We start from the raw sequence: 25,889 nt of genomic DNA, 5'->3' as shown, positions 1-25,889 counted from the left end.
AACTTTTTCAATGCTTAGTTAAAGGCAAAAAATATTTTTAGCAAAGCATCTAAGTGAAGCGTTGATACTCCCCTGCCCGGCGGCGCGGCTTTCCTCGAATAAAAACACGGTAATTTACAAACTGCAATTTATAATACAAAGATCCGCCGACACATCTCTGCATCGGCGGACCAACAATCATATTCTCTTAGAGCAGATGGGCGCGCAGTTCCTCGCCGCTCTGTGCGCAAAGATAAGCCGGTGCGATATCGAGTACCGTGCGGCAGCCAGTCTGCCCCTCTTTTGCGAGGCGATAGGCGGCACGCGCATAGGCGATCAGCACACTCGTGGTGAACTCCGGATTGGAATCAAGGTCGAGCTTGAATTCAATGACATGCTTGTTCTCCTGCGCATGCCCCGTCGTGCCCGTGCGGATGACCGAACCGCCATGCGGCAGGCCGCGATGGTTTGCCTGCAGCTCCTCCTCGCTGATGAACGTCACCGTCGTATCATAATCGGCAAAGTAGTTCGGCATCGTCTTGATCTCGTTCTCGACGTAGGCTGCATCAGCGCCTTCCTCCAATACGACGAAGCACTCGCGCGTATGCTTCTGGCGCGTCGTAAGTTCAGGATTCTTGCCAGCACGGACAGCCTCCAAGGCTGCCGGAACCGGCACCGTATACTGGCGGGCATCTTTCACGCCCTTGATGCGGCGGATGGCATCGGAATGCCCCTGCGACACACCACGCCCCCAGAACGTATAGTCCCTGCCCTGCGGCAGGATAGCATTGCTGTAAACACGTGCCAGCGAGAACAGGCCCGGATCCCAGCCGACGGAGATGATGCCGATATGCCCCGACTCCTTGGCTGCCTTATCAACAGCAGCATAATGCTCGGGAATGCGCGCATGGGTATCAAAGCTGTCGATGATGTTGAACAGCTTTGCATACTTCGGCCCCTGCACCGGCAGATCCGTTGCACTGCCGCCGCAGAGGATCATGACATCGATCTTGTCTTTCCAGGCCTCTGCCTCATTGACGCTCACAACCGGCACACCAGCCGTCGCGATCTTGAGCGCCGACGGATCGCGGCGTGTGAATACTGCCGCCAGCTCCATATCCTCATTAGCGGCCACGGCGCATTCAACACCCCGTCCTAAATTGCCATAACCCAGAATACCAATACGAATGCTCATCAGGAACTACCCCTCTCTGTCAAAATACCAACCATTCATGAAGCATCAAAAATACGCTATTAATATACCATACCTGCCCTGTCTTGCAAATGATTTTTCGCAGATTCCACACCGCAGATTTCCCTATACAATTGCGCAACAACCCGCTATAATAGAAACATTACCGTCAAAATCTCAAGACAGGAATCAGGAGGTCTTTTGCATGATTACACCGGAACTCATCGCCCGCATCAACGAGCTTTCCCGCAAGAAGCGCTCCGTTGGCCTTACGGAGGAAGAACTGGCTGAGCAGCAGGCTCTGCGCCGCGAATATCTCGATGGCATCCGCGACCAGGTGAAGGGCATGCTCGACAACATCGAAGTCGTCGACGCCCCGCTGCAGCCGCAAGCCCAGCCAAAGGTCACGCGCATCAACGAGGTTTCGTTCTCCCTGCGCCGCCAGCTGCACTGATGCGGATATCCAGGCACACAAAAAGGGACTGCCAGCTATCATGCAGCAATCCCTTTTCAAAGCAGGGGTCCAAAATGCCGTTCGCTTTTCATGCCTAAAACCTGCTGCTCGCAGGTGGGTGCCCTAAGTCTGACTTCTGGCATTCGCCGAGGCGGACCTCCATCAGAATCAAATCAAGCTCCCTATAAAAAACGTAGGTTAGACATAACAAAGCCCGCGCACATTCCAGGCTTATCCTTCTTTGTCTGTATAATAGCATAAAAAAATTATGCTTGCAAGACTTGACAAATCAGGCATTGATGGTAGTTGACAAAAAAATCAGTATGTTTTAACTTTTGCCGCATTATTTATTTCTGCCAACACATTTTGGACTTTCCCCGCAAAATAGACTATAATGAATAAATAAGTTTTTCGATAGCAAACACGAAACCATTTACGGATAAAGGAGTTTTACTTATGGCTACTACTTTCAGCGTAGCAATCAGCTACAACAACGCACTCGGCTGGATCGACTACGATGCCGATGCCCGCAAAGCCGAGGTCCATCTCGCTGATGCCGAGGGCAAAGAGCTTACCGAGGCTTATCTGGGCAAGACACATGAGATCAACATCCCGCACGCAACGCTCATGGACTTCACCCATGAGACCATCGATCCGCTGGCCGATGAGGAAAGCTTCAAGCTCGCCCTCACGCGCCTTTGGAACGAGACGAAGGTTCATGTGGATTGGAGCCGTCCGGTCGACTACGTAAAACAGCATCCGCATTATTGATACGAAAAAGGCAGCCGCAATGGCTGCCTTTTTCGTATCTGTTGCCAACCGCATGGCCGCACCTGGTTCAGCGCTGCTCGAACAGTTCGCGTATCTCTTCTTCGCTGAGCTTGGACAGGAAGTTGTCGCCCGGCTGGATCATCTGGTCGATCAGTGACTTCTTTTTCTCCTGCAGCTCGTAGATCTTCTCCTCCACCGTTCCCTTCGTGATGAACTTCAGCACCTGCACGTTGTTCTTCTGTCCCAAACGATAGGCACGGTCGGTCGCCTGATCCTCCACGGCCGGATTCCACCAGGGATCGAAATGGATGACCATATCCGCCCCCGTGAGATTGAGCCCCGTGCCACCAGCCTTGAGCGAAATCAGGAACACAGGGATATTGCCAGCATTGAACATCTTCACGAGCCGTATGCGCTCCAGCGCCGGCGTTGCACCATCGAGATAGTAATACGTGATACCGATCTGCTTGAGCCGTTCACCGATGTGCTCCAGCATCGTCGTGAACTGCGAGAATACCAGGATGCGATGGCCGCCCGCCACAGCCTCCCCGACAACTTCCTCAAGCATATCGAGCTTGCCCGATCCGCCTTCATAGCCTTCCAGGAACATCGCCGGGTCACAGGCGATCTGCCGCAGGCGCGTGAGGATAGCCAGTATCTTGATGCGGCTTTCCCCAAAGCCATTTGCCCGCAGCTCGGCCGCGAATTCCCGCTGGCTGCGGACGAACCACGCCTGATAGATCTTCTCCTGCTTGGGCGTCATGTCGCTGACCATCTTGCGCTCGACCTTATCCGGCAATTCCTTCAGGACATCTTTCTTCATGCGCCGCAGGATAAACGGCATCACATGACGCCGCAGGTTGGTCAGCATCCGCTCGTCCTGCTCGCGGACAATCTGCGTCTCATAGCGCTCCTTGAACTTCTTATGGGTCAGCAGATAGCCCGGCATCAGGAAATCAAAGATCGACCACAGCTCGGTCAGCGTATTCTCGATAGGGGTACCGGTCAGCGCAAAGTACCCGCCAGTCTTTATCTTCTTGACTGCACGCGCATTCTGTGTCGTCGGATTCTTGATATGCTGCGCCTCGTCGAGGAACGCATAGCGGAACTTGCGCTTTTCGTAGAGCGCAATGTCGCGTTTGAGCATGTTGTAGGTCGTGACCAGCACGTCATAGCTCTTGTCGGCCTCCGCCAGCACAGCCTCGCGCTGCGCCTTCGTCCCTGCCACAGCTGCGGCCTTGAGGGACGGCGCGAAGCGCGCGATCTCATCGAGCCAGTTGTACATCAGCGAAGTCGGCGCCACGACCAAGGAAGGCGGCTGCGATGCATCCTGCCGTGCCAGCAGGAAAGCGATCACCTGCAGCGTCTTGCCCAGGCCCATATCGTCAGCCAATATGCCCCCCAGATGATAGTCCGCCAGTGTCGACAGCCAGTTGAACCCCGTGACCTGATAGTCGCGCAGCACCTCCTTGAGCTCTGCTGGCACCTCATAATCTGCTTCCTCGGGACGGCGGATGTTCCGCACGATGGAACGGAAGGTACGGCTGCGCTCAAGGTGCAGCGTCTCATCGGCCCGCGCCAGCTCATCGAGATACATCGCCTGCGAGAGCGGCAGCTCGACAGTCGCGCCATCAGCCGCCTTCTTGCGCGTGATGCCCGCATTCTCCACGAAATCCGCCAGTGCCTGCATCTGCTGCTCCTCCAGCGTCACAAAAGTCCTGTCCTTCAAGCGATGGTAGCGCCGTTTCTGCTTGTATGAATCGAGGATATCCATAAGCTCATGGACATCGAGATCCTTCATATTGAAAGTAACCTCCAGCAGGTCCATGTCATTGACGCTGACCCCTGCCGCTACCTTCGGCATAGGCCGCACGGGCCGCTTCACAAAACTATCCTCGTAGAAAACATCTACCCAGGCCGGCAGGTTAGGCAGCTCCTCGGTCAGGAAATCATAGCTCCTTTCCTCATCCTTCTGCACCAGCTGATCCCTTTCAGGCCGGAAGCCATAGACAGATAGCCGTGTCATGATTTCCTGCTCGCCGCGCGCATCACGCACCAGATGGCGGCCATCGCGCAGCGGCGGCGCAGCGGCCACCAGCGGATTGAACTTGGCATCGCCATAGCAGAGCAGCGGCCGCACTGCGATGCCATCCCCGGCATAGTCGATATAGAGCTCTGCCGTCAGGGGCTGCAGCATATACTGCTCAAGGAAGGCAGGATCGACTTCCACCGCCGCCGCTTTTTCGAGCCGCGGCAGCACCTCGCCGAAAAAGCGTCCCATCTCCGACCGCGGCACTTCAATGCGTGTCGTCGTGCGGAATGACTGCCACAGCGGTTTGACTGCCCGCGCAAATTTCGCTGTGACCGCATAGATATACTGATCCTGATAGAGATAGCGGCATGCATCATCGAGCGGCAGGATTTCTTCCGTCGTCAGGCTGACCTGGCCGCGGCCCTCCTTCTCACGGATGCTCACACCAATCTGCGGCTGCCCCTGGCTGCCACGCACATCGCCGATGTCAGCACCATTGATGCGCATCTCAAACGGCGTATCCCCCATGACCGCCAGGAAGCGCCCCAGATTATCCGGCGCCAGCTTGAACTGCTTCTGCTCAAAGATATAGCTATGGAAGCCCGAGTAATACACGCCGTTATTCGGCCCGTAGAGCAGAACTTCCTTCTCGGCCCGATGCGCGTCCTTGAGCATGGCATAGAGCTTGGCCGACACGGGATCTGCCCAGCGGATATCCGCTAGATCCAGCGCAGAATTCCGGCCCAGCTGCCAAGTCTCTCCCTTTTCCTTGCTACGCAAGAACTCCAGCACATTACGCACCACATACAGCCTGTCCGTACCGAAGCGGAATTCCAGCCAGCACTCGGTGCGGCCATAAAGATCCTCGACAAACAGGCGCGGCACAAGGTACGCTGCCTGGCTGGCCACGCGGTACTGCGTGCTGTCCTCACGATCAGCATCCGCAAAAAAGCGGAACATCCGCCGGCTGCTCGTCGACTCAGCCGGTTCCCCCTGCTGGCGTACATCGAACGTCCGCTTGAGCTGGCTGAAGATCTCGCTTTTCGAAAGGTTCGCCTCCTGTTCCTGCTCCTCCCCGGCCTGCTCATCCTGGATGGCTTTGAGTACCGCCACCACATGCTTGCAGGCTCCTAAATACTGGCTGGCCGCCGGACAGTCACAGGTATACTGCTCGATGCCGCTGCCATCCTTTGACAGGCGCACTTCGACTTCATATTTTATCGAGCCATCAACCTCGGCCCGGTACCGGTTGTCCCGGACGCGCTCAAGATGGGTAACCCGGCCCTGATTATAGTAGCGCACCCCGCGGCTGTAGGCCATATCGCTCGCTACGGTGCGGATCATCATATCTTTCAGCAAGTATTCCCGCTCCTTTTCCTGCGCAGATTCGCCCGGCATCCCGTCAGCGCTTGAATCCACTGCTTTTCCTATGCTAAGATAATATTATCGCTTTTTAAGCATCCACGTATCCTTTTATTTTACTATGGACCGGTGGAAAAACCAACCGGCACGAAGGAAAATCATGAAGAAAAAACACCCGGTACTGGCTGCCGGTACACGTATCCTCATCGTGCGTCTCAGCGCTATCGGGGATGTCATGCACGCGACCGCCGTCGTCCACAACCTCAAGCGTCTCCAGCCCGGCTGCCATATCACTTGGCTCGTCAGCCCGCCAGCCGCCAGCCTGCTGGCAGGCAATCCTGATATCGATGCCCTGCTTGTCTGGGATCGCCGCGCTCTGGACCGCGCCTTTGCCGCCAAAGATCTGCGCGGCATCGTACGCAGTCTTGCCGCAGCCCGGAAACTCCTGCGCCCGCATGCGTTCGATATCGCCCTTGACATCCAAGGGCTGTTCCTCAGCGGCCTGCTGACGCGCATGAGCGGCGCACCGCGCCGCATTGGCATCCACGAACGTCACGAAGGCAACTTCCTGTTCATGACCGAGCTTGCGCCCGACCTGAAGGCCAAGCACAAAATCCATCGCTATCTGTCCGCCCTCCAGCCACTCGGCTTCGATTTTTCTGCCTTCCAGCCAGGCCTTGTACTGCCGCTTGCCGCTGCACAGCGCACTTGGGCCAAGGATTTCTGGCAGGCCCAGGGCGTCGAGACCGGCAATCCCCGTCGCCCGCTGCTGCTCGTCAACACGCGCACGACCTGGCCGGACAAGAACTGGCCGGCGGAAAACTTTGGCCATTGCCTGCGTGCCCTTGGCCCGCACATCCAGATCGTCTTCACGGGCGCAGCTGCCGACGCCCCTTGCATTGCCAAAGCCCAGCAGAGGCTTGGCCGTCCCAGCCTCTCTATTGCCGGAAAGACAACACTTTCCGAGCTTGCCGCCTTGTTTGCCGAAGCGGACCTGTTGCTGACCGGCGATACGGGACCGCTCTATATCGCGGAAGCCGTCGGGCTGCCCACACTTTCCCTCTGGGGGCCGACGCATCCGGACATCTACGGCCCGCTGACCTCTGGCCACCACTTTGTGCTGAGCCCGCATAGTTGCACGGCTTGCTGCAAAACAAAATGCAGGCACCACACCAATGCCTGCATGAACGCCATCACACCAGAAAGCGTCACCGAAAAAATAAAACGCCTGCTGCAATGACAGGCGTTTTATTGTCTCACTTATTCTCACCGACAACCCGCATCATAGCGCGGACGTTGTCTGCCACCGGCTTCTGCGGATCGAACAGCCGGACTGCATCAGCCTGCTGCTGCTTATCCGTGCAGAGCACCAGCTCTACCCGGCCCCCCAACAGGCGCTTCGCCTGGCGGAAAGCCAGCCAGAAGTCACGGCTCCAGGCGACCATGATATACGTATCGGCCAGATCGCTATGCGCAGCGCTGACAAGCTCAGCCACCGACGGGCCGGCATCCTTGCTGCCACTCACGAGCACATGGATGCCCATATCCTGCAGCTCCCGCGCCTGCACCTTGTTTTCCGCTACCGCCATCAAGGCTACCGGCATCAAGGCCTCATGCGCGTCCAGCACATGGCTTTCACTCATATTCGTGACGTGAATCCCCTTGAGCGGCCCCCAGCCGATCGCCTGATCGATCACCTTGCCCGGATGGTCGGTATGCAGATGGACGGTAACGCCGCGCTCCTGGGGCTGGACCAGTACGAAGTTCGAGTATTCCTTGAACTGCTGCTCGATTGCCGCGATATCTGCCTTGGCATTGACGATCGTAAAGCGCACACAATACGGCCGCACGACATCATTACGCGGGTCCGGCATCCCAAACTGCTGCGCCTCCAGCCCCAGCGACAAGCTGACAGCCGGCGAGACAAAATTGCCATCGAGCCCCTTGAGACACCCCTTGAGGAAAGAAAACATGATGCAGGCCCCTGCGTCCTCACTGCCCACCTCGACCAGGGCCTTTTCGCCGGCGGCAATTGCCGCCTCGAGGATCTCCGATATCGGCTTGTTCGCACGCACCGCATGGTAAGCTCCCTTGGCCACTGCCTTGGCCAGCGCAATGATAGGCTGCTCAGACTGCTCCGGAATCACCCGCTGGGCGTAGAGGATGCCATACTGGAACGCCTTGCCAAACTCCGATGACGTCGCGTGATACTTGCCCGACAGCCCCTTGCCGATGCCGCGGAACATCTGCGCCAGCACGACACCAGCACTGCCACGCGCCCCAAACAGCGCGCCTGCGGCCACACGGCGGGACAGCCCGCCGATGCCGTCATCCTTCACATCGCGCAGTGTCATCACCGCCGCGCCCATCGTGCGCAGCACATGCGTACCCGGCAGCCGGCCCGCGCCCTCCATCTGATTGATATTCTCATACTCGAGCAGGAACTCGCTATACGCGCCACTGACCATGCGCTTGAAATCGCCAGCAGTTATAACCTCTTTATTTCCTGTCATAACAATCACACTCGCTTCTTTGTAATGTAGTATCTGCCCTGAAAATTTCTGCTAAAAACAGGATTCTATTATATACTTCGCGAAATAATAAAAATAACCTTTAAAATTCTAAAAATACAAGGAGTTTTTTTATGCCCACCATAGATAAATCCACCGCTGCTGCCACCAAGAAAACCAGCGCAGCAGCAGCAAAAACAACCAAGACTACCAAACAAGCTGCCAGCAAGAGCAAGACCAGCAAGACCGCCAAAGCAGCCGGGAAAGAACCAGCCGCCGCCAAGGGCACCGGCGACCGCATCTTCTCGCTCGATATCGGCACGCGCAGTGTCATCGGCATCGTCGCCGAATACCACGAAGACGATGAGCAGCTCCATGTAGTCGCCACCGACCGTCTCGAACACACGACGCGGGCGATGCTCGATGGCCAGATCCACGACGTCCCGCAGGTCGCTGCCGTCATCGAGAAAGTCAAGAAATCCCTGGAAGCCAAGACCGGCCCGCTCAAGAATGCAGCTGTCGCTGCCGCTGGCCGTGCGCTCTACACAATGACCGCCGAAGCTGAAATGGACGTCAACGGCCTCATCACAGCCGAACAACAGCGCAATCTCGACTTTGCTGGCGTACAGGCGGCACAGGCCGCATTGGCAGAGTCCCACACCGTCGACGATCCGACACGCTATTACTGTGTCGGCTACAGCACCATCCGCTATGTTCTCGACGACATCCAGCTCAAGATGCTGATCGGCCAGCGCGGCAAAAAAGCCAAAGCCGTCGTCATCGCGACCTTCCTGCCGCGGCAGGTCATCGACTCGATGCAAAGCGCCCTGCATGCCACCAACCTGGAAATGCGCGCCCTGACCCTCGAGCCGATAGCGGCTATCAATGTACTGATCCCGCCGACCATGCGCCATCTGAACCTTGTACTCGTCGATATCGGCGCCGGCACCTCCGACGTGGCCATCACCAAGAACGGTTCCGTCATCGCTTACGGCATGGTGCCGCTGGCCGGCGACGAGATCACCGAGGCCATCAGCCAGCGCTTCCTGCTGGACTTCAACATCGCCGAAGACATCAAGCGCCGCGCCGCCAACGGCGAGGACGTGACCTTCACGGACATCCTCGGCATGGACTACGCACTCAAGGCAAGCGAGATCATCGATCCGGTCCTGCCGAATATCGAAAACCTCGCCGGTGCCATCGCCAAACAGATCATCGAGCTCAACGGCGATGCGCCGCAGGCCGTCATGCTCGTCGGCGGCGGCTCGCTAACCCCGCATCTGGCCGAATTCGTAGCCGAAGCCCTCGGTATGCCTGCCAACCGCGTCGCCGTGCGCAAGCCCGACCGCGTCGACGGCATTACCGACCTGCCTGAGGAGCTCCACTCGCCAGACGCCGTCACTCCGCTCGGTATCCTAAAGATTGCCTCCCTCAACACACTGCACTTCCTCTCGGTCTATGTCAACGACGAGGAATACAGCCTGTTCAACTTCCGCGAGCTCACAATCTCCGACGCCCTGCTGAATGCTGGCATCAACATGCGCAAATACAATGGCCATCCAGGCCTTGGCCTTATGGTCAACATCGGCACGGAAAAGAAATTCTTCCCGGGCACCCTTGGCACCTTTGCCAAGATCCTGCTCGGCGATGAAGAAGCCGACCTCGACACCGTCATCCACGACGGCGCCCGCATCACGATCATCCCCGGCGAGAACGGCACGACACCGAGCGTCCGCCTTGGCGACCTCGTGACAGCCGGCCAGGAATACACCATCTACATCAATGGCCGCGAAAAACACATCCGCCAGCGCGTCACGATCAATGGCAAAGAAGCTGACGCTGACCAGCTGCTCGCCGATGGCGATACCATCGAAAGCCGCGAGTTCAAGAGCCTCGGAGAGGCTCTGCTGGCTGCTGGCTACCCGCCGACAGGCCGCAAGATTCACTATAAGCTCAATGGCAGCGATACGACCTATAGCTGCACGCCGGAAATCCTGCTGAACGACAATCCGGCCAGCATCTCGATGCCGATCCACGAAGGCGACCATGTCGAATACATCGCCGATGAGGAACCAAAGCTTGGCGATATCCTGAACCTCAGCAATTCGGATACCTCCATTGTCATCTATTACGAAAATGCCGAGTATCAGATCCCATCGGCCGGTGTCGAGCTCACGGTCAACGGCCGCAAGGCCAGCCCTGGTACCTTGATTGACGATGGCTGCGAAATCACCTACGTCAAATCCGAGCGCACGGCAACCACCGTCAGCGACGCCTTGCTGGCCGTCAACTTCCAGCCGCCTGCTGCCACGAGCCGCGTGACCTTCACGATCCTCGTCAACGGCCAGCCCGTCGACTTCACCGACCCGGTCAAGAACGGCGACAGCCTCGAAGTACGGCTGACCTCACTGGAAGCCCCCGCAACGGCAGCAGCACCTGCCATGAACGCTGCTATGCAGCCAGCCGAGCCTGCGCCTGCACCGAGCATCAGCAGCTTCATCCACACACCGCAGCCTGCCGCCCAGCCAATCACGCCACCAGCAGCACCTGCGGACACGCAGCCACGCCGCCGCACCATCGCAGATTTTATCCGCACGGATTGATTGCAGGGACAGGTACAAAAATTTTTCTTGCATAAATGACAAAAAGAAGGTATCATAGTAACATGTGTCAGCGCACATGAACTATGTGAAATGAATCCATTCAGCATCAACCCATTGCGTGGATTTCACTAACAAGGAATAAGATTTGCTCCGGAGGTGAAAATCAACATGGCAGTACCAAAGCGTAAAACTTCCAAAGCCCGTCGCGATCAGCGCCGCGCTAACTGGAAACTCGAGGCTCCGGGCTTCATTGCCTGCCCGCAGTGCCACGAGCCGAAAATGCCTCATCATGTATGCCCGGAATGCGGCTACTATGACGGCAAAGAAGTCGTAAAAGCAGCAGAATAATGCATAAATAACAGGGCAGCCAACGGCTGTCCTGTTGTTTTGTCCCCTCATCCTGTTACAGAAAGGAGCGCATCCTTGAACATCAAATCCTTCCGCGCCATCGAACAGATTCGCGCAGCACGTATCGACCAGGGCCTGAGCTGCAGCCAGCTGGCACTCAAATGCGGCGTCCGTCCCTCGCTGATCCTCAACTTCGAATGCGGCACGCGCCCCATCTGCGAAGACACTTACAGGAAAATCTGCAAGATACTGGGAATCTGATGCTCTCAACAGACAAGTCCCATAAATTCGTAAAGGCTTCAGGACTAATACACACAAAGTCCTGAAGCCTTTTTCCGTTTATTCGTCAATAAACTCTCCTGAGTCCTATTATACCATAAAACCCAGCGCACAAGAAAGACAATTCGCATGAGCAGTACGAATTGTCTTTCTTGCTGTGTATTATATTTTAGGAGAGCTTTGACATCCGTTCAGCGCCTCCACGCTTTGAACAAATGCCGTAACGAAAGCCTGAATATAATATAGCGTAAATGAGAATAATTGTCAATAGATTGCTGGAAAATTTTTCAAAAAAAGAAAAGGCTGCCGTTAGGCCAGCCTTTCCTCAATCATATAGACAAACATGCATCGCCAACAGGCCATGTGCCTCCCAGCAGTGCTCGACGGAGTACTCCAGGCATTCATCCAAATGCTCCAGAGATGCCTCCATCATATCAATCTCCCGCTGCAATCCGTTCATGCTGTTGCAGAGGTTGCAAAGCTCCTTGAGCGTCTCTTCCATCTGACAGATTTCCCTTCATACAGTACCTATGTTACCCGATACCTGAATATTGTATACACACATTATAACATAATAAGAACATAAAGGCAGTGTGAAAAAATACAAAGATTCTCTACTCTACAGGAATTTTATAAAAACAAAAAAGCCCCGTGAAAACTCACGAGACCAATGATTTCAATGGCAGAGAGGGTGGGATTCGAACCCACGGTGGCTATTAACCACACTTGATTTCGAGTCTTATAAAGGTGCATCAAAAACAAATTTATGGGAATGTCTATGAGCCGTGTACTGGCAATGGTTGGTGGAACCCTTATCAGGATTGGGATTCTGCAGGCTTCTATTAGTAAACTGGTCGTCTAGTGACTTCTAGTTACTTTTAGCGGTTCAATTTCTTCTTCACCGTTGCCCGCAAGTTGCACGAGGTTTTCAGTGCACAGAAGATTTCAATTACATCGTTCAGTAAAAAGTTTGCAATGATTTAATTTGTTAAAAGGAAAGTTGTGGGAGAATATTTTAATAGATTGTGGAGTTTATAATTTGGATAAACACAAGCTCTATGCGAAATGCGTAGGGCTTATTTTTTCGTCAAAAGTCAAATTTTTATTTATTCGTTTCTGTGAATTATTATGTAATAATGCCAGTAGGCTTTTAATAGGAAAATGTCATTCCCCACCCAGCGTTGTCCCTGCTTTGGTGGACGCTGACGACCAGAGCGACCTGCGACCGCTTTGACCGGTCAGCGTCCACGTCGCTAGGGACACCGCGCCCACCCTCAAAAAGTTACTAAGAGGCTGACAAGTCATGCGAGGGCGGACAGTACGGCTGCATTCCCTCGTTTCTCCTTCCGGATGGCCATGCACTGACGTACCACCAGCACAGAGCCATCCTCCCTCCGGCACTCGGTCACTTAGCCGTACAGACCGCCCCCGCGCATAAAAGCAACAGGCAACGGGTGTCCGTTGGCTTGGGTGGACAGGAATGCTGGCCTGCCTGCGCAGCCCGGCATATCCTGTCCACGTCGCCACAGACACCGCTCACTTGACCAGTCATTTTTGATTTAGGTAAATGCTTTTCAACTGGACATTGCATCAGGTTCGGCGGGCGGGACGTGCTTTGCACCTCCCGCAAGGTACCATCCGGCATCCGCAGGCCGTGGCGTTGTCGGGCAAAATCGGAAACTTGCGGGACGGCACTGCGGGCAGGGGGCCGTCTCTGCACGTGGACGCATCCGCGTCCACTCTCCGCCCCCTTTCCCCCTACGGCCCCGACCAGCGGGGCCTACCCTCTTTCCCCCGATTTCCTGCCCTGCGGTGCTGTGGCTCCTCGGTCAGGCAGGGAATAAGGTGCTGCGGATTAGGGGGACAGGGGGCTTGGCAGCCCTCCCTGCGGTCGGGACGACTACGGCGGCCAGCGAGATAGGAGCAGGATAACTCGCGCCGCCGTACCCCCTGCCCGCAGTGCCTAGTGCTGACCAGTAAGGCTCAATGTTGCCTGCTCGTAGTTCATGCGATTGGTTTGTGTCCGCCTGCTCGGGTGGGCAGGAAACCTGCCCACTTCGCAGCAGACACTTTCCGTTTCTCTTGGCGGGCGGCGGTCGGACTGTGCGGCTCCATTCCCGCGGCGTTCCAGTCGTCAGTCTCCTGCTGGGGCGGGTGCTCAAGTCTTCGCACTATTTCCGCCCCAGTAGGAACCTTCCTCCTTCCAGCACTTAGTCATTCCGCCTTACAGACCACCGCCGCGCAATGCTTGTCACGGGTACGCGTGTCCGTTGCTTTTGGTGGACAGCTGCGCTGTCCACGTCAGCACCGACACCGGCATCCCTGCCGAGGAAAGGCTCACGTCCTGTTCGCCCGCATAAAAACAAAGGATTCAGGCAACCAGTAGCGAATATAACAACAAGGTCATTTAGAGGGGGGATTCAAGTGGAAACACTGGCAGCTTTGGGCTTTTTCGCCCTGATGGGGGCAGCCTATTTAATTATGATTGCTATGATCCTCGGTATTTTGGGAAAGATTCTGGGAATGTTTTTTCGGAGCTAATCAAATTACTAGCGAAAGCGGCCAGTTCTTTCAGCGGCGGCCAATCACACTCAAAATGCGTCCAGTTCGACACTTTCATGCCGTATGGCCGCAAAATCGGGTAGATTTCGGTCACAATTTCCATTAACGCATTCCGCAGCAAGGCTTGATGATATTCGTCGCCCAGCTGTTCGTCCTTTATACGTTTCAGCATTTCAGCATCCAATCGGCCAATATTGCTGGTTTCAACTTTTTTCCCCGGAAAAGTGAATTGCTGATAAATTCCATCCATAATGAGATTGTTGTCAATAACCTTTGGAAATGACTTTATCCTGTCCGCATATTTTGCCAATACTTTTGACAGATCAGCTGCCACCTGTTCCGGCAGGCTGGCTTTGTGTTTGAACTCCGCCTTCAGTGGCTCATTGAAAATCCGAAAAATCAGCGTACCCTTGGCGGTTATCTTAAATTCAGTTTCAAAATCGAACGGCTCATAAAAGCAGGGCGAACTGCGATAGCCGAACAATATTCTTGCCATGATATTGCCCCCTTTGCCTTGCGAATGATTATGCCCTAAGTATACCATATTTGACGGGAAAGGTTAGAAAAGATAACAGGCACGAAAAAAGCCGCTGTCCTTGGATGGCGGCTTTTTGACGTGCGCCCAATAAATTTGTCCACATTGGCAGGATTTTTCCTATAAATATCTAATACCTTACTGGTAATTTATTAGGAGGCGTTTAAATGTGAATAGGGGTAAAGTGTTCGTTCTTACGGTGATGGCTGCTATGGTCATACCTGCTGACCAGCTGGATTAGTACAAAGGAAAAGGCGGACGGCTGACCGGTCAGATTGACCAGTCAGCCGCCCGCCTTGCTTTACTTTTCAAACCGCTTCAGTTCCTGTATGAGTTCGCCCAGCTTGTCCGTGAATTTGTCCATGGACTTTTGGAAACTCGTGAGCAGGTAAAATGTCACCACAATGGGGAATCCCACGGCAGAAACGGCGGTCAGGATGGTTTGTTCCATTTGTTCCGCCCCCTTATGGCAGTAAGGTTTCATCAATGGTACGCAGGAAAGCGTGCTTGTAGCCTGTCGCCGGGACACCATTTTCCGACAACAAGACTTTGTTTTTCATCATTTTGTACGCCGCCGCTTCCACTTCTCGGCGCGTCAGGTCTTCGCGCGGGCAGGGTATGGAAATCGTCATGGTTCTGTTGTTGGCCAGCCAAAAAATAATAATCAGATAGACTTTCATCATCAGCCCTCCTTGGTCAATTCGCAGCTGTCCAGCCGCTCAACACTATGCAGCGGCAGGTAAATCATGCCAACTATCGCATTAACGGCCTCCAGCAGGTCTTTGTCGTTTGCTTCGGGATTGACATTAAAATGGAGATACCTGCAATGCGCGCCGTATTCATCATAGCCGTATTCACAGCCAATTTTCAGCACAGAAGCTGCTTTTTTACGCATAAAATCCCCTCCTTGCAAGAAAGGGGGCCGCAGTTTTTCTGCGTCCCCCCAGCCTTTTGGGCAAAAAGTTTTTGGCGGATTATTCCACTTCCGTCTCCTGAATGGTGCGGACAAACGCCCGTTTGAAGGAAGCTACCGGGGAACCGGAGGCGATAATGGCCTTCTTTTCCACGATTTCATCTGCCGCCGCAGTCACATCTGCCTTGGTCACATCCTCGCGCGGATCGGGGATGGAGACAGTCGTGGTCTTGTTGTTTGCGAGATTGAACTCAATCATCAGCGTGGTTTTCATGGCTTAGCCCTCCTTAATCATTGGCCAGTACACTGGAATCAATGCGGCCGACACTAACAATGGGGAATTTCTGCAAAAAGCTGAGCTTGTCCCCGATAGAGAGCACATCTTTGTCCGCCAGTTCCGGATTGACCGCCAGATTGACGAAATCATGGGTTTCCTTGCCCGTGCTGGACGTAGCCGTTACACGGGTGATTTTCAGCGTGGTTTTCTGATTGGTACGCATGGTCATTTCCTCCTTTTCAAATACAGCAAAAGGGCCGCCGGATTGTCACCCTGCGGCCCTCTTGCGGAATGACAACCCAAATATATCAAGCGCGGGTTCGCGCCCAATACCCATAAAACTTGTCATTTCCGAAAATGTATTCAGTTAGGTTTGTTATAGGAAAGTTCTTTCAACTACTATGATATGGAGTTGACCGGTCAAAGGCAAGGAAAATTTTATTTTATCCGTAAAGTGGCCGTTTTATGATTGAGTCCGTATTATGGTCATATTCGGCAACATAGACTTTGAAATCATCCCTGCCATACTTCCTGCATTGTTTCTCAATGGCATCCACAATCATCATCCTGTTTTCCGGCGACATTTTTGCACCTAAGATAATTCCCTTCAAATCAGCGAAATGATATTTTATAACTCTGGTTTCACGTTTCGTATAATCAAAGAAGAAATTTATCAGTAATAAGCGATATTCCTGCTCATATTCCCATTCTTTTGTCTTGTGGCAATATCTGTCATATAAAAGTTTCCAGTATTCTTTCCGCCACTTATCTTCCTGATCATAAATAGCATTCAGGCAGCAGCTTCTTTTACCGTCCTTACTTGCCAGCCAACCGTGTAATTGTTGGCTGTTTAGCCGTCCAAGCATAGTGAAAAAATTAGCTTCACACACGTTGCCGCCATAATTGACAGGATAACAAACTTCATCTACATATTTCTTATATTCTTCACCTGATGATGATACACCATACTTTTTTCGTAACGCTATACACTCGTTACCATTGCTGGTATGGGTATCATATATCAGGCATACACCGGTATGATTGTCTGCATATTGTCCCCACATGGCGTTATTATTTCCCGAAGCCGAAAAACAAGCAACATAAGTTTCCGGATGTATAAGATTTTCCAAATAGTCAATATACATTTTCGGAAAATTACAGGCTACGGACATCCATGTTTTCTTTTGCTTATCTGATATTTCCGCTACACACATAGTATAATAATCTTCATGCTTACTTATCATACCATGCAATATCTTTTGCCTTGCGACAATATCTTCCTTTAGAAATGCCTTCAACGAAGGTAATCTTCTTTCTTGTATTGATAATGTTAATTTATCCCGAAATTCTACAAATGATTCTTCGTTATAATCAGCATCAATAAATGCGTTAAGCACTTCTAAAAGAGCCCGGAGATGAAAAGTGTACAGAAAAAAGAGCAATTCATCACGGGAAATTCTGGGCTTACCTTCACTTAAATCAATGGTCAACTGTTTTACATTCTCACATTGCAGAAACGTATCACCCAATTTTTCTAGTGTCTTTCCTGCGGGAACGTCATCAAAACGATGTATATCAATCATGACCGCAGATTCTTTTATGACGCTATGTTCTGCCTGCAAAAGATATAATTTAATCGCATTATACAAACTGCACACATAGTTTCTGAACAACCCTTCCCATGCTATGCGGTCGCCTTGCCAGTAGACATTCAGAAAGCCCTCTGCTGCGGGGTCATTCAAGTCTTCTCTAGGCGCAAAATAAATCGTTTGCTCCTGTATTTCCTGCAAGCCTCTTGCAAAAGGACGATAGCGAAACAGCTCCATGTAAATCACTCCTCAACGTGGAAAAACTTACATAACACTATATATTTTTTACTTGCCAAAGCCCATATATTCCGGCAAGGCCAGTTTATACATTTGACTGGTCAAATTATTGCCGTCTTTTTCGGCCAGCTGACACAGTTCCTGATAGGCAGAAGCCTTAGCGCCTTGTTGGCCGATAGGCTTTTTGCCCTTGGCTTTCATAAAATCACTTATGGCTATGGGCAATGCCTGAGTGAGTTCCAGCAGGGCGTTTTCTTTGCCTGTGGCCAAAGCATAGAATTTATCCGCCGAAATCTCATGGATACGGGGATGTTCCTGCTTCATCTCATTGACGGTCACTGACCATATCTTATCCGTGCTGTGTTTGGCGATAATTTCCACCAGATAGCACATTGCCTTGGGATAGGCTTTAGCCAGTCCCGTCAGTTCCTCGTACACACCAGCGGCAGAACGAACATTCATGGTATTATGTTTGTTCTTGACCTCCGCAAAGATACTGTTGTCTTTTTTCCGTACATCACAAGGAAGATCAGGACTTTCCTCAAAGCCGTCAATGGCTCCCAAAAGTTCCTGCTGAAACTCGCCAATCGCATTGGCAATGGACTTGTCGCTTTGACGAAAGGCCTCACTGTCAATCGTGGCCTCGGCATTGCCGCCGTGAATAAACTCCGTATCAAACTGAAATTTGAAGGGGTCAATGATATTCTTGTTCAACTTTTTCAAGCTGGCCTCTGAAAAAGCCTTTTGATAGCGATTGTACAGTCGTTCGATAGCAGCCAGCAGCTTTTCGTCCTCCATAAAGGACACATATTTACGATTATCAGACACAGTAAAAAACCTCCCATACAAAGTATACCTTTAAGTATAGGAGGTTTCTATTGTTCTGTCAAAATTTGCTTGACGATTTATTGATTTTCCACCTGATTAAGCACGTCAATGATGGACAGGCCGATAGCCTTGGCAAGTTCCACAGGTACAGCATTGCCTATCTGCTTGTACTGCTGGGATGTGGAACCGCTAAACTGCCATTCGTCCGGGAAACTTTGAATACGGGCATATTCCCGTACAGTGAAAGGGCGGGTTTCTTCGGGGTGGCAGCGTTCTGTCTGTTTCTGTGCCGGACTGCATGTAAGCGTCAGACAAGGTTCATCCCATGAAATACGCCGTGCCATTCCCGTGCGCCCACCACCAGAAAAATAGCTTTTGCCCATATACTCACGAGCAATATCGTCCGGCAGGTCACGCCAGTAACCGCCGGGAGGAACCAGCTTCAAGACCTTTTCTTTTTTGGCCGGATATTTCTCTCCCGGGGAAGGTGGTACATTTTGCAGAACGTCCCGCAAGACCAGCTTTTTATCGTATACCTTGGGCAGACGGTATTTCACATCTAAATCCCCGCGAATCCCCACGATAATCAATCGTTCACGCTTTTGAGCTACACCATAATCAACAGCATGGACAAGATGGGTTTCACAACGATACCCCATGCCCTCATAAATATCCAGCATGGTCTTCAAGGTTCTACCACTATCATGTGTCAAAAGCCCTCTCACGTTTTCTGCTAAAAAAACTTTGGGACGCAGCTCATTAACAATTTTGGCAAAGTAGAAGAACATCGTGCCGCGCACATCTTCCAGTCCCATCTTCTTGCCTGCATAGCTGAACGCCTGACAGGGATAACCGCCGGAGAGGAAGTCAATTTCCCCGCAATCTGCTGGCAGGTAGGAACGAATACCCGCTTCGGCTACCTTGACCACATCTTCCTCAATCACATTCCAGTCAGGACGGTTTTCGCGCAATGTAGCGGCGGCGTACTTGTCAAATTCCACCAGCCCTTGCGCTGAAAAACCTGCTTTTTCCAGCCCTAAGGCAAGACCACCCGCTCCGGCAAAGAGTTCAATGGACTTATACGGACGCTTGGCTGTTACCTTACCCGTGTCCACATAATCTGCAAACAAATCATCCTCTGTACAGTTTATCAGACGTTTTCGTGGTGCCCTGCGTTCTGCGCGGTGTTCTTCCCGTGGCTTAATGACTGTTGACGGGTCAACATCCAATATGTCAAAAAGTTTTTGGTAACAGCTTTTTATTGGGGTACTGCGAGAGGATAAGAGAACCGATACCTGATTCTTCGTAACCCCCATGCGTTCAGCCAGTTCCGCCTGTGTCTTTATGTCGCGTGTTTCCATGACCATACGCACTTTTTCACGATCAATAACATATTCCATTTTGTAACCCTCCGTCTTGTTATGAAAATATATTAACCTATCTTAGGGTTATTGTCAAGAGAAAGAACGCGGGCGACTTGACTGGTCGAAATATATATCCCGTGTCTGTGCTGACGTGGACAGCATAGCTGTCCACCAAAAGCAACGGACACGCGTACCAGTGACAATCTACGCCCGGCGGTGGTCTGTAAGGCGGAATGACTAAGTGCTGGAAGGAGGAAGGTTCCAACCCCTGCGGGAATAGTGCGAAGACCTGAGCACCCGCAGGGGCTGGAGACTGACGACTGGAACGCCGCAGGAATGGAGCCGCACAGTCCGTCCGCCGCCCGCCAAGAGAAACGGAAAGTGTCTGCTGCGAAGTGGGCAGGTTTCCTGCCCACCCGAGCAGGCGGACACAAACCGAATACGCATGAACGACAAGCTGGCTTCCACTACTCCATCTGGTCAGCACGAGGCAATGCGGGCAGGGGGTACGGCGGCGCGAGTTATCCCACTCCGCTCTCGCTGGCCGCCGTAGTCGTCCCGACCGCAGGGAGGGCTGCCAAGCCCCCTGTCCCCCTAATCCGTGGCACATTATTCCCCTGTTCGACCGAGGAGCCACAGCACCGCAGGGCGGACAATCGGGGGTAAGGGGGTAGGCCATGCTTGCCGTGGCCGTAGGGGGAAAGGGGGCGGAGAATGGACGCGCAATGCGTCCATGTGCAGAGACGGCCCCCTGCCCTCATTGCCGTCCCGCTTGCTTCTGATTTTGACCGACAAGGGCACGGCCTGCGGTTGCCGGATTGTACCTTGCGGGAGGTGCAAGGCACGTCCCGCCCGCCGAACCTGACGCATTATCCTTTTGAACCATGTTTAACAAAATCAAGATTGACTGGTCAAGTGAGCCGGTGTCTGTGGCGACGTGGACGGCGCAGCTGTCCACCCAAGCCAACGGACACCCGTTGCCAGTTTCTTCTTATGCACGGGGGCGGTCTGTACGGCGGAATGACCAAGTGCCGGAGGGAGGATGGCTCTGTGCTGGTGGTACGTCAGTGCATGGCCATCTGGAAGGAGAAACGAGGGAATGCAGCCGTACAGTCCGCCCCCGCCTGACTGTTTGGCTCTTATGATGAGTATTAGGGCGGGGAGCGGTGTTCCTCTGCGACGTGGACGCTGGCTGTCCATGGCGGTCAGAGGTCGTCATGGGTGCCAGCGTCCACCAAAGCAGGAACGCCGCAGGGCGGGTATAACAAAAACAAGCGGCTGACTTTGACCGGTCAGCCGCCTTTTTGTCGTTATACCGTTTTCCAGTAGTCCATTATGCCCAGTGCCAAAGCCTTGGCCATGTCCTCCTGATGTTCTTTTAAGAGCCACACATCCGCGCTGTCAATGAATCCCAGCTCCACGAGCGCGGCGGGCATCATGGTTTCCCGCAGGACGCACAGGCTGGGGCGTTCCTTTATTCCCCGGTCAAGATAACCTTTGTCCAAGGGCTGCATGGCCATGACCAGTTGATTCTGGATGGAGGCAGCCAGCCGCCCGCCTGCGCCGTACCGCCAGTAACAGAAGGTTTCCGCACCTCTGCCGCCGCCGGCGTTGACGTGGATGGAGATAAAGGCATCCGCAAGGCTGTGATTGGCGGTGTCGGTGACATTGGGAAAGCCGGGGGATTCCCCGCCAAGGTTATGGCTTTGCAGGAGACTCACCGTACAGCCTGCTTCTTCCAAGAACTTGCCCATAATACTGCCTACCGTCAAGGCAATATCACACTCGCGCAGGTTTTCCGCTTGATTTACGCATCCCGGATCAGGATTGCCGCCCAGTGCGTGCCCCGGATTGATAAAGACATTCATCATTGCCGCCTCCTACTCTACATCCACCCCGCCATATTCATTTTCCGTCACTGTATAATGGTCTTCCATACCGTATTCTTCCGCCCAAACGCTGTACTCATTGGGCGTGACCAGCGATTCCGATACATTGACACAACCGCCCAAAGACACGGTAAGCATGCCCATCCAATCGTCAATACTTTCAAACGTGCCCGTCACCCTTGGCATTTCGGCCTGCGCCGCTGCTGGTGCCGCAGGCGCAGCAGGTTTTACCAGTCCTGCCTTGACGGCGGGCGGCGGCGGAACTTCTGCGGGAGGAGATGCCATTTTATCGCTGTTTTTGGCCTGCGTACCTTTTGACTGGTCAACTTGACTGGTCAAAAGGTAGGTGGTTCTGCGTCCGTCTTTCCCCAGCATCAGAAGTCCAGCGTCTGCCAGCTCTTTACGGGCGGCGCAGATTGAGCCATGGGACAAGCCAGTTTTGTCCCGTATCTGCCATTCGTCAATAAAGCCGCCGCCACGGGACGAAATCACAGCCAGTAGTTTTTCTGCTTTTGCTGATAACATAATCACGCCTCCCCACACTTTTGCAACACTACATACTCCCGCACCGAACAGGGGGGACGGCGCTTAATCCCATGTTCCCGGTCGCGCCTTTTCATCCCGTTTTCAAAGAGCCTGCGCCCGGCAATCGTGGAGAAGTCAATGTAATCCTTTCCCAGCAGGCTGCAGCAGGGGAGGATTTCTCTGGCCACATCCCATGCAAGGCTGGCGTAAAGCTGCGCCCATAGTCTTGCCATACGGTCATAGCCAAAATCGCCCAAGGCCAGTGAAATATCCAAAACATCACTGCCGGAAAGGTCAAAATCTGCATTCAGGTCGATGCCGTGGGGCGCAATATGCAGAGGCACCCAAACAAAAAGCCCATCAGGTGCCCACCGTTCAGCCAGCAGTTGTTGCCAATAATCAGCCAGTGACGGCTTTCCAGACAGTATTTTTATCCCTTGTTCTTCCCGTTTTAGGCAATCACCAATATACAGGGTTTGAGGCCTGTCAAGCCTTACTCTCACATTCAGCTCCATGATAACAGATCACCTCTCACATAAACCACCCTTGCCACGGGGGTGCCGTTGACCAGTGCGAGCATTCTTGATCGGTCAAATCGTACGGGAATCTGCGCCCGCCGGTAGACCTCGAGAACCACGCACTCCACAGCCGTTCTGCCGCTAAATTCCTCGTAATCATCTAATTCTCGACATTCTGCTTTTCTCAATTTACTATCTCCCTTATGATTTATCGTCTTACTTTACTGTTATTGTTATCCGCCCAAAGGAAAGCAATCGCCTCCCACACCTCTGAACGAAAAAACTGCCCAAATCGTAATGCTATGAATCATAAAGTTTTATACCAGATGCAGTCCCTTGGCAGCTGGCACTGACTGCGCAGCAGTAGCGCTTTTATCCGTCTGCGGTGCCAGTTTCTGACCAATGTTGATATTGGACAGGATATAATATCCTGCCGGTTTGTTGCCGCCAAAGGACTGGTGACGGATATAGCCGTAATCCTCCAGCTCCCGCCTTGCCCTTTTGACCATGGTCACGGACATTTTCGTGGCACCTGCCAGTTCCAGCAGGGACAGACGTATGGGAAAATGCCAAAACGCCTCATTGCCACGGTACATCAGATAAGCCCATAAAGCCTGTGCATGGGGGGATAGCGGGAACGCCAGCTGCCGTTTGTAAAAATAGCGGATTTCCTGCATCCATCCCCCAAGCGTATCCATTAAATATCAATAACCGGCAGGCAGGCGTCCTGATGAGCTGCGCAGTCTGCCAGCCAGTCTTCTGCTGACTGTTTGTGAATCATAATACGGTGCCCGATACGGATGGCCGGAAAGCCCTGCACATGGGACAGACGACGGATTGACTTTTCCCCCAGCCCCGTGATTTCCGAGAACTCCTGCACCGACAATAGAATCTTACCTGTTTCTGTCATTTCTTCCACACCTTTCCGCTTATTTGTTCGGGAGTCATCCTACCCACAAGGACAATGGTCGATAAAATTCATCATACTACTATGAAATCGTTGATTTATCACCATAACCCCCCATCTGTTAGTTTATTATACTCTTGTTTTATCCTGTTGTCTACTAAAAAATAGGTATTTTGATGTATTTTAACAGTATTTTATGGTAAAAAACGGCAAACTATGGTAGAATAAAGACAAAAGGAGGTGTGAAGGTGAACGAAAATAGTAAAGACAGCGCGGCAAAATCTGACCGGTCAATCTTAGAGGAACGCCCTGACCTGGCTGAACGGATGGCTGATCTGGCGGCTCAAGATGCCAGCGACAACCTGTTTCCAAAACGGTTGAAAGTATTGCGGCAGGATTTGGATATCCGTCAAAATGAAATGGCCAAGATACTAGGTGTACCACTTACTACCTATGCCAACTGGGAACAGGGGCGTTCTTTCCCCAGCGTTGATCGTCTGCCGCGCATTGCGGCCTTCTTCGACGTGACCGTTGACTATCTTATCGGCGCAAACCGGGACACCGTGAACCGCCGCATTGTTCAGCAGCTGGCGGCGCTCTCGCCAGAACAGCGCCAAGCTGTCGAACTCGTTTTATCCAGTATGAATAATGGCAAAAAAAATAGCAGCATCTAATCACGGATGCATGGCAGTCGTGTGACCCACTACTATTATATTTAGGTTATGTCTACAAATTGGGTTCGTCTTAGGAGGTCCGCAATCCCTTGTATCTCAAAGGGGAGCGGCTATCCACAGGGCACAATATGTCCGCAATGTTACCCACAAAAGTGACCACAGATGTGACCGCAATAGTACCTGCCTTGTTACTTATCCACCGAATAATCACAAGAAATTCACAAGCTATCCACAGATTTATCCACAACCTGTAAATAAATCCACATCTTTCCTGTGACCACTTTAAGGAGTGACAGGAAATGACAACACAAAACAGAAATTCTCATCGCGGTGCCGGAGAAGGTACCATTTACAAGGACGTTAAGCGTAATCGCTGGGTGGCTCAGGTAACCGTTGGTTACGACGGGCAGACCGGCCGTCTTATCCGTCGGTCAAAATCCGCCCGTACACGCAAGGAGGCAATGGTTGCATTAGCCGCGCTCCAAGAGAAATACACCAGTCAGGCGGCTATTTTTGCCAGTAAAATGACCGTAGGTCTTTGGCTTGACCGGTGGTTTGACACGTATTCAAAACCCCATATCCGTCAGAATACGGCGGCGGGCTATCTGATTATGATCGATATTGCCAAGGAATATGTGGGCAAACTTGATCTGGAAACGCTCTCCAGCTTTGACCTGCAAAATGTCATTAACAAACGGCTTTATACGCATTACCGCGAGGCTCAGTATTTCCGTACAGTCATGCGTATGGCCTTTGCACGGGCAGTCAAGCTGAAAATCATCCCCGAAAATCCGGCGGAGGATTTGGAACTGCCGAAGAAACCACCGAAAAAAGCGTTTGTCGCTCCCACCAAAGAGCAACGCGAGGCACTACTGGATGCACCGTCTATCTATTATTGCTGGCGTCAAATGATGCTGGTCGAATTTATGACCGGCCTGCGGCGCGGTGAACTTCTAGCCCTGCATTGGGAAGACCTAAATCTGGAGGAAGGCTGGCTCAAAGTCCGTCATGCACTGGTCAACGGCAAACGGGAGGAAGGTATGGCGGCCTGTCCGGTATATCTTAATGATCCCAAAACCGAAAAGAGCCGCAGGCAGCTTTATCTGCCGCCTGCCCTTTGTCAGGAACTTGCGGCCTATAAAGTCAAACAGATGAAACTGCGCTTGCAAGCTGGTCACTGGGAACACCCGGAAATGGTGTTCACGGATAAAGACGGGGACTACATCAGCCCTTCCGTCTTTTCCTCCCAATATGTCAAAGTCCGCAAGAAACTGGGCATTAAGACGACGTTTCACATGCTACGCCATGATATGGCCAGCCGCATGAAAGCGTCACACCAGTTTGACTTTAAGGATATTCAGGAGCAGCTTGGACACAGTACCATTCAAATTACTATGGATATTTATACACATATCAATGAAGAAAAAAAGGCTGCCGTCAGCAACTGGCTGCAGAACGATATGGATAATGTCGTTAATTTTGGAGAATGTGACACAATCAAACCACGTCAGAGGAACTAAAAAAGGGACGACCAGTACAGA

26 protein-coding genes and 1 other RNA gene are annotated in these 25,889 nt (G+C 52.7%); 8 read left to right on the top strand and 19 right to left on the bottom strand.

All coding sequences use genetic code 11. The features are described from left to right. Positions 1-187 precede the first annotated feature (187 nt). Positions 188-1,174: a diaminopimelate dehydrogenase gene (locus FZ041_RS10710; RefSeq protein WP_149189545.1), complete on the bottom strand. Its 987-nt coding sequence runs from the start codon at positions 1,172-1,174 to the stop codon at positions 188-190. 202 nt (positions 1,175-1,376) lie between these two features. On the opposite strand from FZ041_RS10710, the gene FZ041_RS10705 reads away from it, so the two are divergent. Next, positions 1,377-1,625, top strand: coding sequence for a DUF896 domain-containing protein (locus FZ041_RS10705; RefSeq protein WP_075443702.1), 249 nt, complete (start codon positions 1,377-1,379; stop codon positions 1,623-1,625). Between the two features lie 62 nt (positions 1,626-1,687). On the opposite strand, the gene ssrS is transcribed toward FZ041_RS10705, so the two are convergent. Next, a non-coding RNA gene (gene ssrS / locus FZ041_RS10700) (6S RNA) lies at positions 1,688-1,860 on the bottom strand. Between the two features lie 221 nt (positions 1,861-2,081). Between ssrS and FZ041_RS10695 the strand changes: the two genes are divergently transcribed. Continuing rightward, positions 2,082-2,396 carry a hypothetical protein gene (locus tag FZ041_RS10695; protein WP_075443700.1) on the top strand — a complete coding sequence of 105 codons (315 nt, stop codon included), beginning with the start codon at positions 2,082-2,084 and terminating at the stop codon, positions 2,394-2,396. A gap of 67 nt (positions 2,397-2,463) precedes the next feature. Here FZ041_RS10695 and FZ041_RS10690 read toward each other — a convergent pair whose 3' ends face one another. Further along, positions 2,464-5,787 carry a DEAD/DEAH box helicase gene (locus FZ041_RS10690; RefSeq protein WP_149189544.1) on the bottom strand — a complete coding sequence of 1,108 codons (3,324 nt, stop codon included), beginning with the start codon at positions 5,785-5,787 and terminating at the stop codon, positions 2,464-2,466. Between the two features lie 124 nt (positions 5,788-5,911). On the opposite strand from FZ041_RS10690, the gene FZ041_RS10685 reads away from it, so the two are divergent. After that, positions 5,912-7,030 carry a glycosyltransferase family 9 protein gene (locus FZ041_RS10685; protein WP_369407321.1) on the top strand — a complete coding sequence of 373 codons (1,119 nt, stop codon included), beginning with the start codon at positions 5,912-5,914 and terminating at the stop codon, positions 7,028-7,030. Positions 7,031-7,046: 16 nt separating this feature from the next. Here FZ041_RS10685 and FZ041_RS10680 read toward each other — a convergent pair whose 3' ends face one another. Continuing rightward, the gene (locus tag FZ041_RS10680; protein WP_075443696.1) at positions 7,047-8,303 is read right to left on the bottom strand and encodes a DAK2 domain-containing protein; all 1,257 of its coding nucleotides are present in this window, start codon (positions 8,301-8,303) and stop codon (positions 7,047-7,049) included. A 131-nt stretch (positions 8,304-8,434) separates the two neighbouring features. On the opposite strand from FZ041_RS10680, the gene FZ041_RS10675 reads away from it, so the two are divergent. The 3 genes from FZ041_RS10675 (at position 8,435) to FZ041_RS10665 (ending at position 11,512) form a co-directional block, all read left to right on the top strand. After that, complete coding sequence (locus tag FZ041_RS10675) at positions 8,435-10,903, top strand: cell division FtsA domain-containing protein (RefSeq protein WP_149189542.1); 2,469 nt, start codon at positions 8,435-8,437, stop codon at positions 10,901-10,903. Positions 10,904-11,071: 168 nt separating this feature from the next. Continuing rightward, complete coding sequence (rpmF, locus tag FZ041_RS10670) at positions 11,072-11,251, top strand: 50S ribosomal protein L32 (RefSeq protein WP_075443692.1); 180 nt, start codon at positions 11,072-11,074, stop codon at positions 11,249-11,251. Between the two features lie 75 nt (positions 11,252-11,326). Beyond that, a complete protein-coding gene (locus tag FZ041_RS10665; protein WP_075443690.1) occupies positions 11,327-11,512 on the top strand; it encodes a helix-turn-helix domain-containing protein in 186 nt (61 codons plus the stop codon). Positions 11,513-11,855: 343 nt separating this feature from the next. Here the strand turns inward: FZ041_RS10665 and FZ041_RS14465 are convergent, their stop codons facing one another. From FZ041_RS14465 to FZ041_RS10595, 15 genes are all read right to left on the bottom strand, one after another. After that, positions 11,856-12,032, bottom strand: a complete 177-nt coding sequence (locus FZ041_RS14465; protein WP_173371128.1) for a hypothetical protein — start codon at positions 12,030-12,032, stop codon at positions 11,856-11,858. Positions 12,033-14,018: 1,986 nt separating this feature from the next. Next, entirely contained in the window at positions 14,019-14,588 is a 570-nt protein-coding gene (locus tag FZ041_RS10660; RefSeq protein WP_149189541.1) for a hypothetical protein, read from the bottom strand. Between the two features lie 340 nt (positions 14,589-14,928). Beyond that, positions 14,929-15,078 (bottom strand): YvrJ family protein, encoded by a 150-nt coding sequence (locus tag FZ041_RS10655; RefSeq protein WP_074573139.1) that lies wholly within the window; start codon positions 15,076-15,078, stop codon positions 14,929-14,931. Between the two features lie 13 nt (positions 15,079-15,091). Beyond that, the gene (locus FZ041_RS10650; protein WP_149189540.1) at positions 15,092-15,310 is read right to left on the bottom strand and encodes a DUF2922 domain-containing protein; all 219 of its coding nucleotides are present in this window, start codon (positions 15,308-15,310) and stop codon (positions 15,092-15,094) included. After that, on the bottom strand, positions 15,310-15,522 hold the full coding sequence (locus FZ041_RS10645; RefSeq protein ID WP_149189539.1) for a DUF1659 domain-containing protein: 213 nt from the start codon (positions 15,520-15,522) through the stop codon (positions 15,310-15,312). Before FZ041_RS10645 ends, FZ041_RS10650 begins: the two co-directional genes overlap by 1 nt. A 79-nt stretch (positions 15,523-15,601) precedes the next feature. Beyond that, the gene (locus FZ041_RS10640) at positions 15,602-15,814 is read right to left on the bottom strand and encodes a DUF2922 domain-containing protein (RefSeq protein WP_149189538.1); all 213 of its coding nucleotides are present in this window, start codon (positions 15,812-15,814) and stop codon (positions 15,602-15,604) included. A gap of 13 nt (positions 15,815-15,827) precedes the next feature. Further along, positions 15,828-16,040: a DUF1659 domain-containing protein gene (locus tag FZ041_RS10635; protein ID WP_149189537.1), complete on the bottom strand. Its 213-nt coding sequence runs from the start codon at positions 16,038-16,040 to the stop codon at positions 15,828-15,830. Between the two features lie 220 nt (positions 16,041-16,260). Further along, the gene (locus FZ041_RS10630) at positions 16,261-17,643 is read right to left on the bottom strand and encodes a DUF2971 domain-containing protein (protein ID WP_149189536.1); all 1,383 of its coding nucleotides are present in this window, start codon (positions 17,641-17,643) and stop codon (positions 16,261-16,263) included. A gap of 48 nt (positions 17,644-17,691) precedes the next feature. After that, positions 17,692-18,471: an Eco47II family restriction endonuclease gene (locus FZ041_RS10625; RefSeq protein ID WP_149189535.1), complete on the bottom strand. Its 780-nt coding sequence runs from the start codon at positions 18,469-18,471 to the stop codon at positions 17,692-17,694. Between the two features lie 77 nt (positions 18,472-18,548). Then, on the bottom strand, positions 18,549-19,871 hold the full coding sequence (locus FZ041_RS10620; protein WP_149189534.1) for a DNA cytosine methyltransferase: 1,323 nt from the start codon (positions 19,869-19,871) through the stop codon (positions 18,549-18,551). Between the two features lie 1,274 nt (positions 19,872-21,145). After that, a complete protein-coding gene (locus FZ041_RS10615; RefSeq protein ID WP_255449357.1) occupies positions 21,146-21,706 on the bottom strand; it encodes an N-acetylmuramoyl-L-alanine amidase family protein in 561 nt (186 codons plus the stop codon). A 9-nt stretch (positions 21,707-21,715) separates the two neighbouring features. Beyond that, positions 21,716-22,249, bottom strand: coding sequence for a hypothetical protein (locus tag FZ041_RS10610; protein WP_149189533.1), 534 nt, complete (start codon positions 22,247-22,249; stop codon positions 21,716-21,718). A gap of 2 nt (positions 22,250-22,251) precedes the next feature. Beyond that, positions 22,252-22,764: a hypothetical protein gene (locus FZ041_RS10605; RefSeq protein WP_149189532.1), complete on the bottom strand. Its 513-nt coding sequence runs from the start codon at positions 22,762-22,764 to the stop codon at positions 22,252-22,254. Positions 22,765-23,084: 320 nt separating this feature from the next. Further along, positions 23,085-23,444, bottom strand: coding sequence for a helix-turn-helix domain-containing protein (locus tag FZ041_RS10600; protein ID WP_149189531.1), 360 nt, complete (start codon positions 23,442-23,444; stop codon positions 23,085-23,087). A 20-nt stretch (positions 23,445-23,464) separates the two neighbouring features. Further along, on the bottom strand, positions 23,465-23,677 hold the full coding sequence (locus tag FZ041_RS10595) for a helix-turn-helix domain-containing protein (RefSeq protein ID WP_149189530.1): 213 nt from the start codon (positions 23,675-23,677) through the stop codon (positions 23,465-23,467). A gap of 245 nt (positions 23,678-23,922) precedes the next feature. Here FZ041_RS10595 and FZ041_RS10590 point away from each other — a divergent pair, with 245 nt between their 5' ends. Both FZ041_RS10590 and FZ041_RS10585 read left to right on the top strand, forming a co-directional pair. After that, complete coding sequence (locus FZ041_RS10590) at positions 23,923-24,348, top strand: helix-turn-helix domain-containing protein (RefSeq protein WP_149189529.1); 426 nt, start codon at positions 23,923-23,925, stop codon at positions 24,346-24,348. Between the two features lie 299 nt (positions 24,349-24,647). Next, complete coding sequence (locus tag FZ041_RS10585) at positions 24,648-25,868, top strand: site-specific integrase (protein ID WP_149189528.1); 1,221 nt, start codon at positions 24,648-24,650, stop codon at positions 25,866-25,868. The last annotated feature ends 21 nt before the right edge of the window (positions 25,869-25,889 follow it).

This window comes from Pseudoselenomonas caprae, assembly GCF_008271345.1.
Taxonomy (GTDB): Bacteria; Bacillota; Negativicutes; order Selenomonadales; family Selenomonadaceae; genus Selenomonas_A; species Selenomonas_A caprae.
The sequence above is the reverse complement of the archived record's forward strand: the minus strand, read 5'-3'. Positions and strand labels throughout refer to the sequence as shown.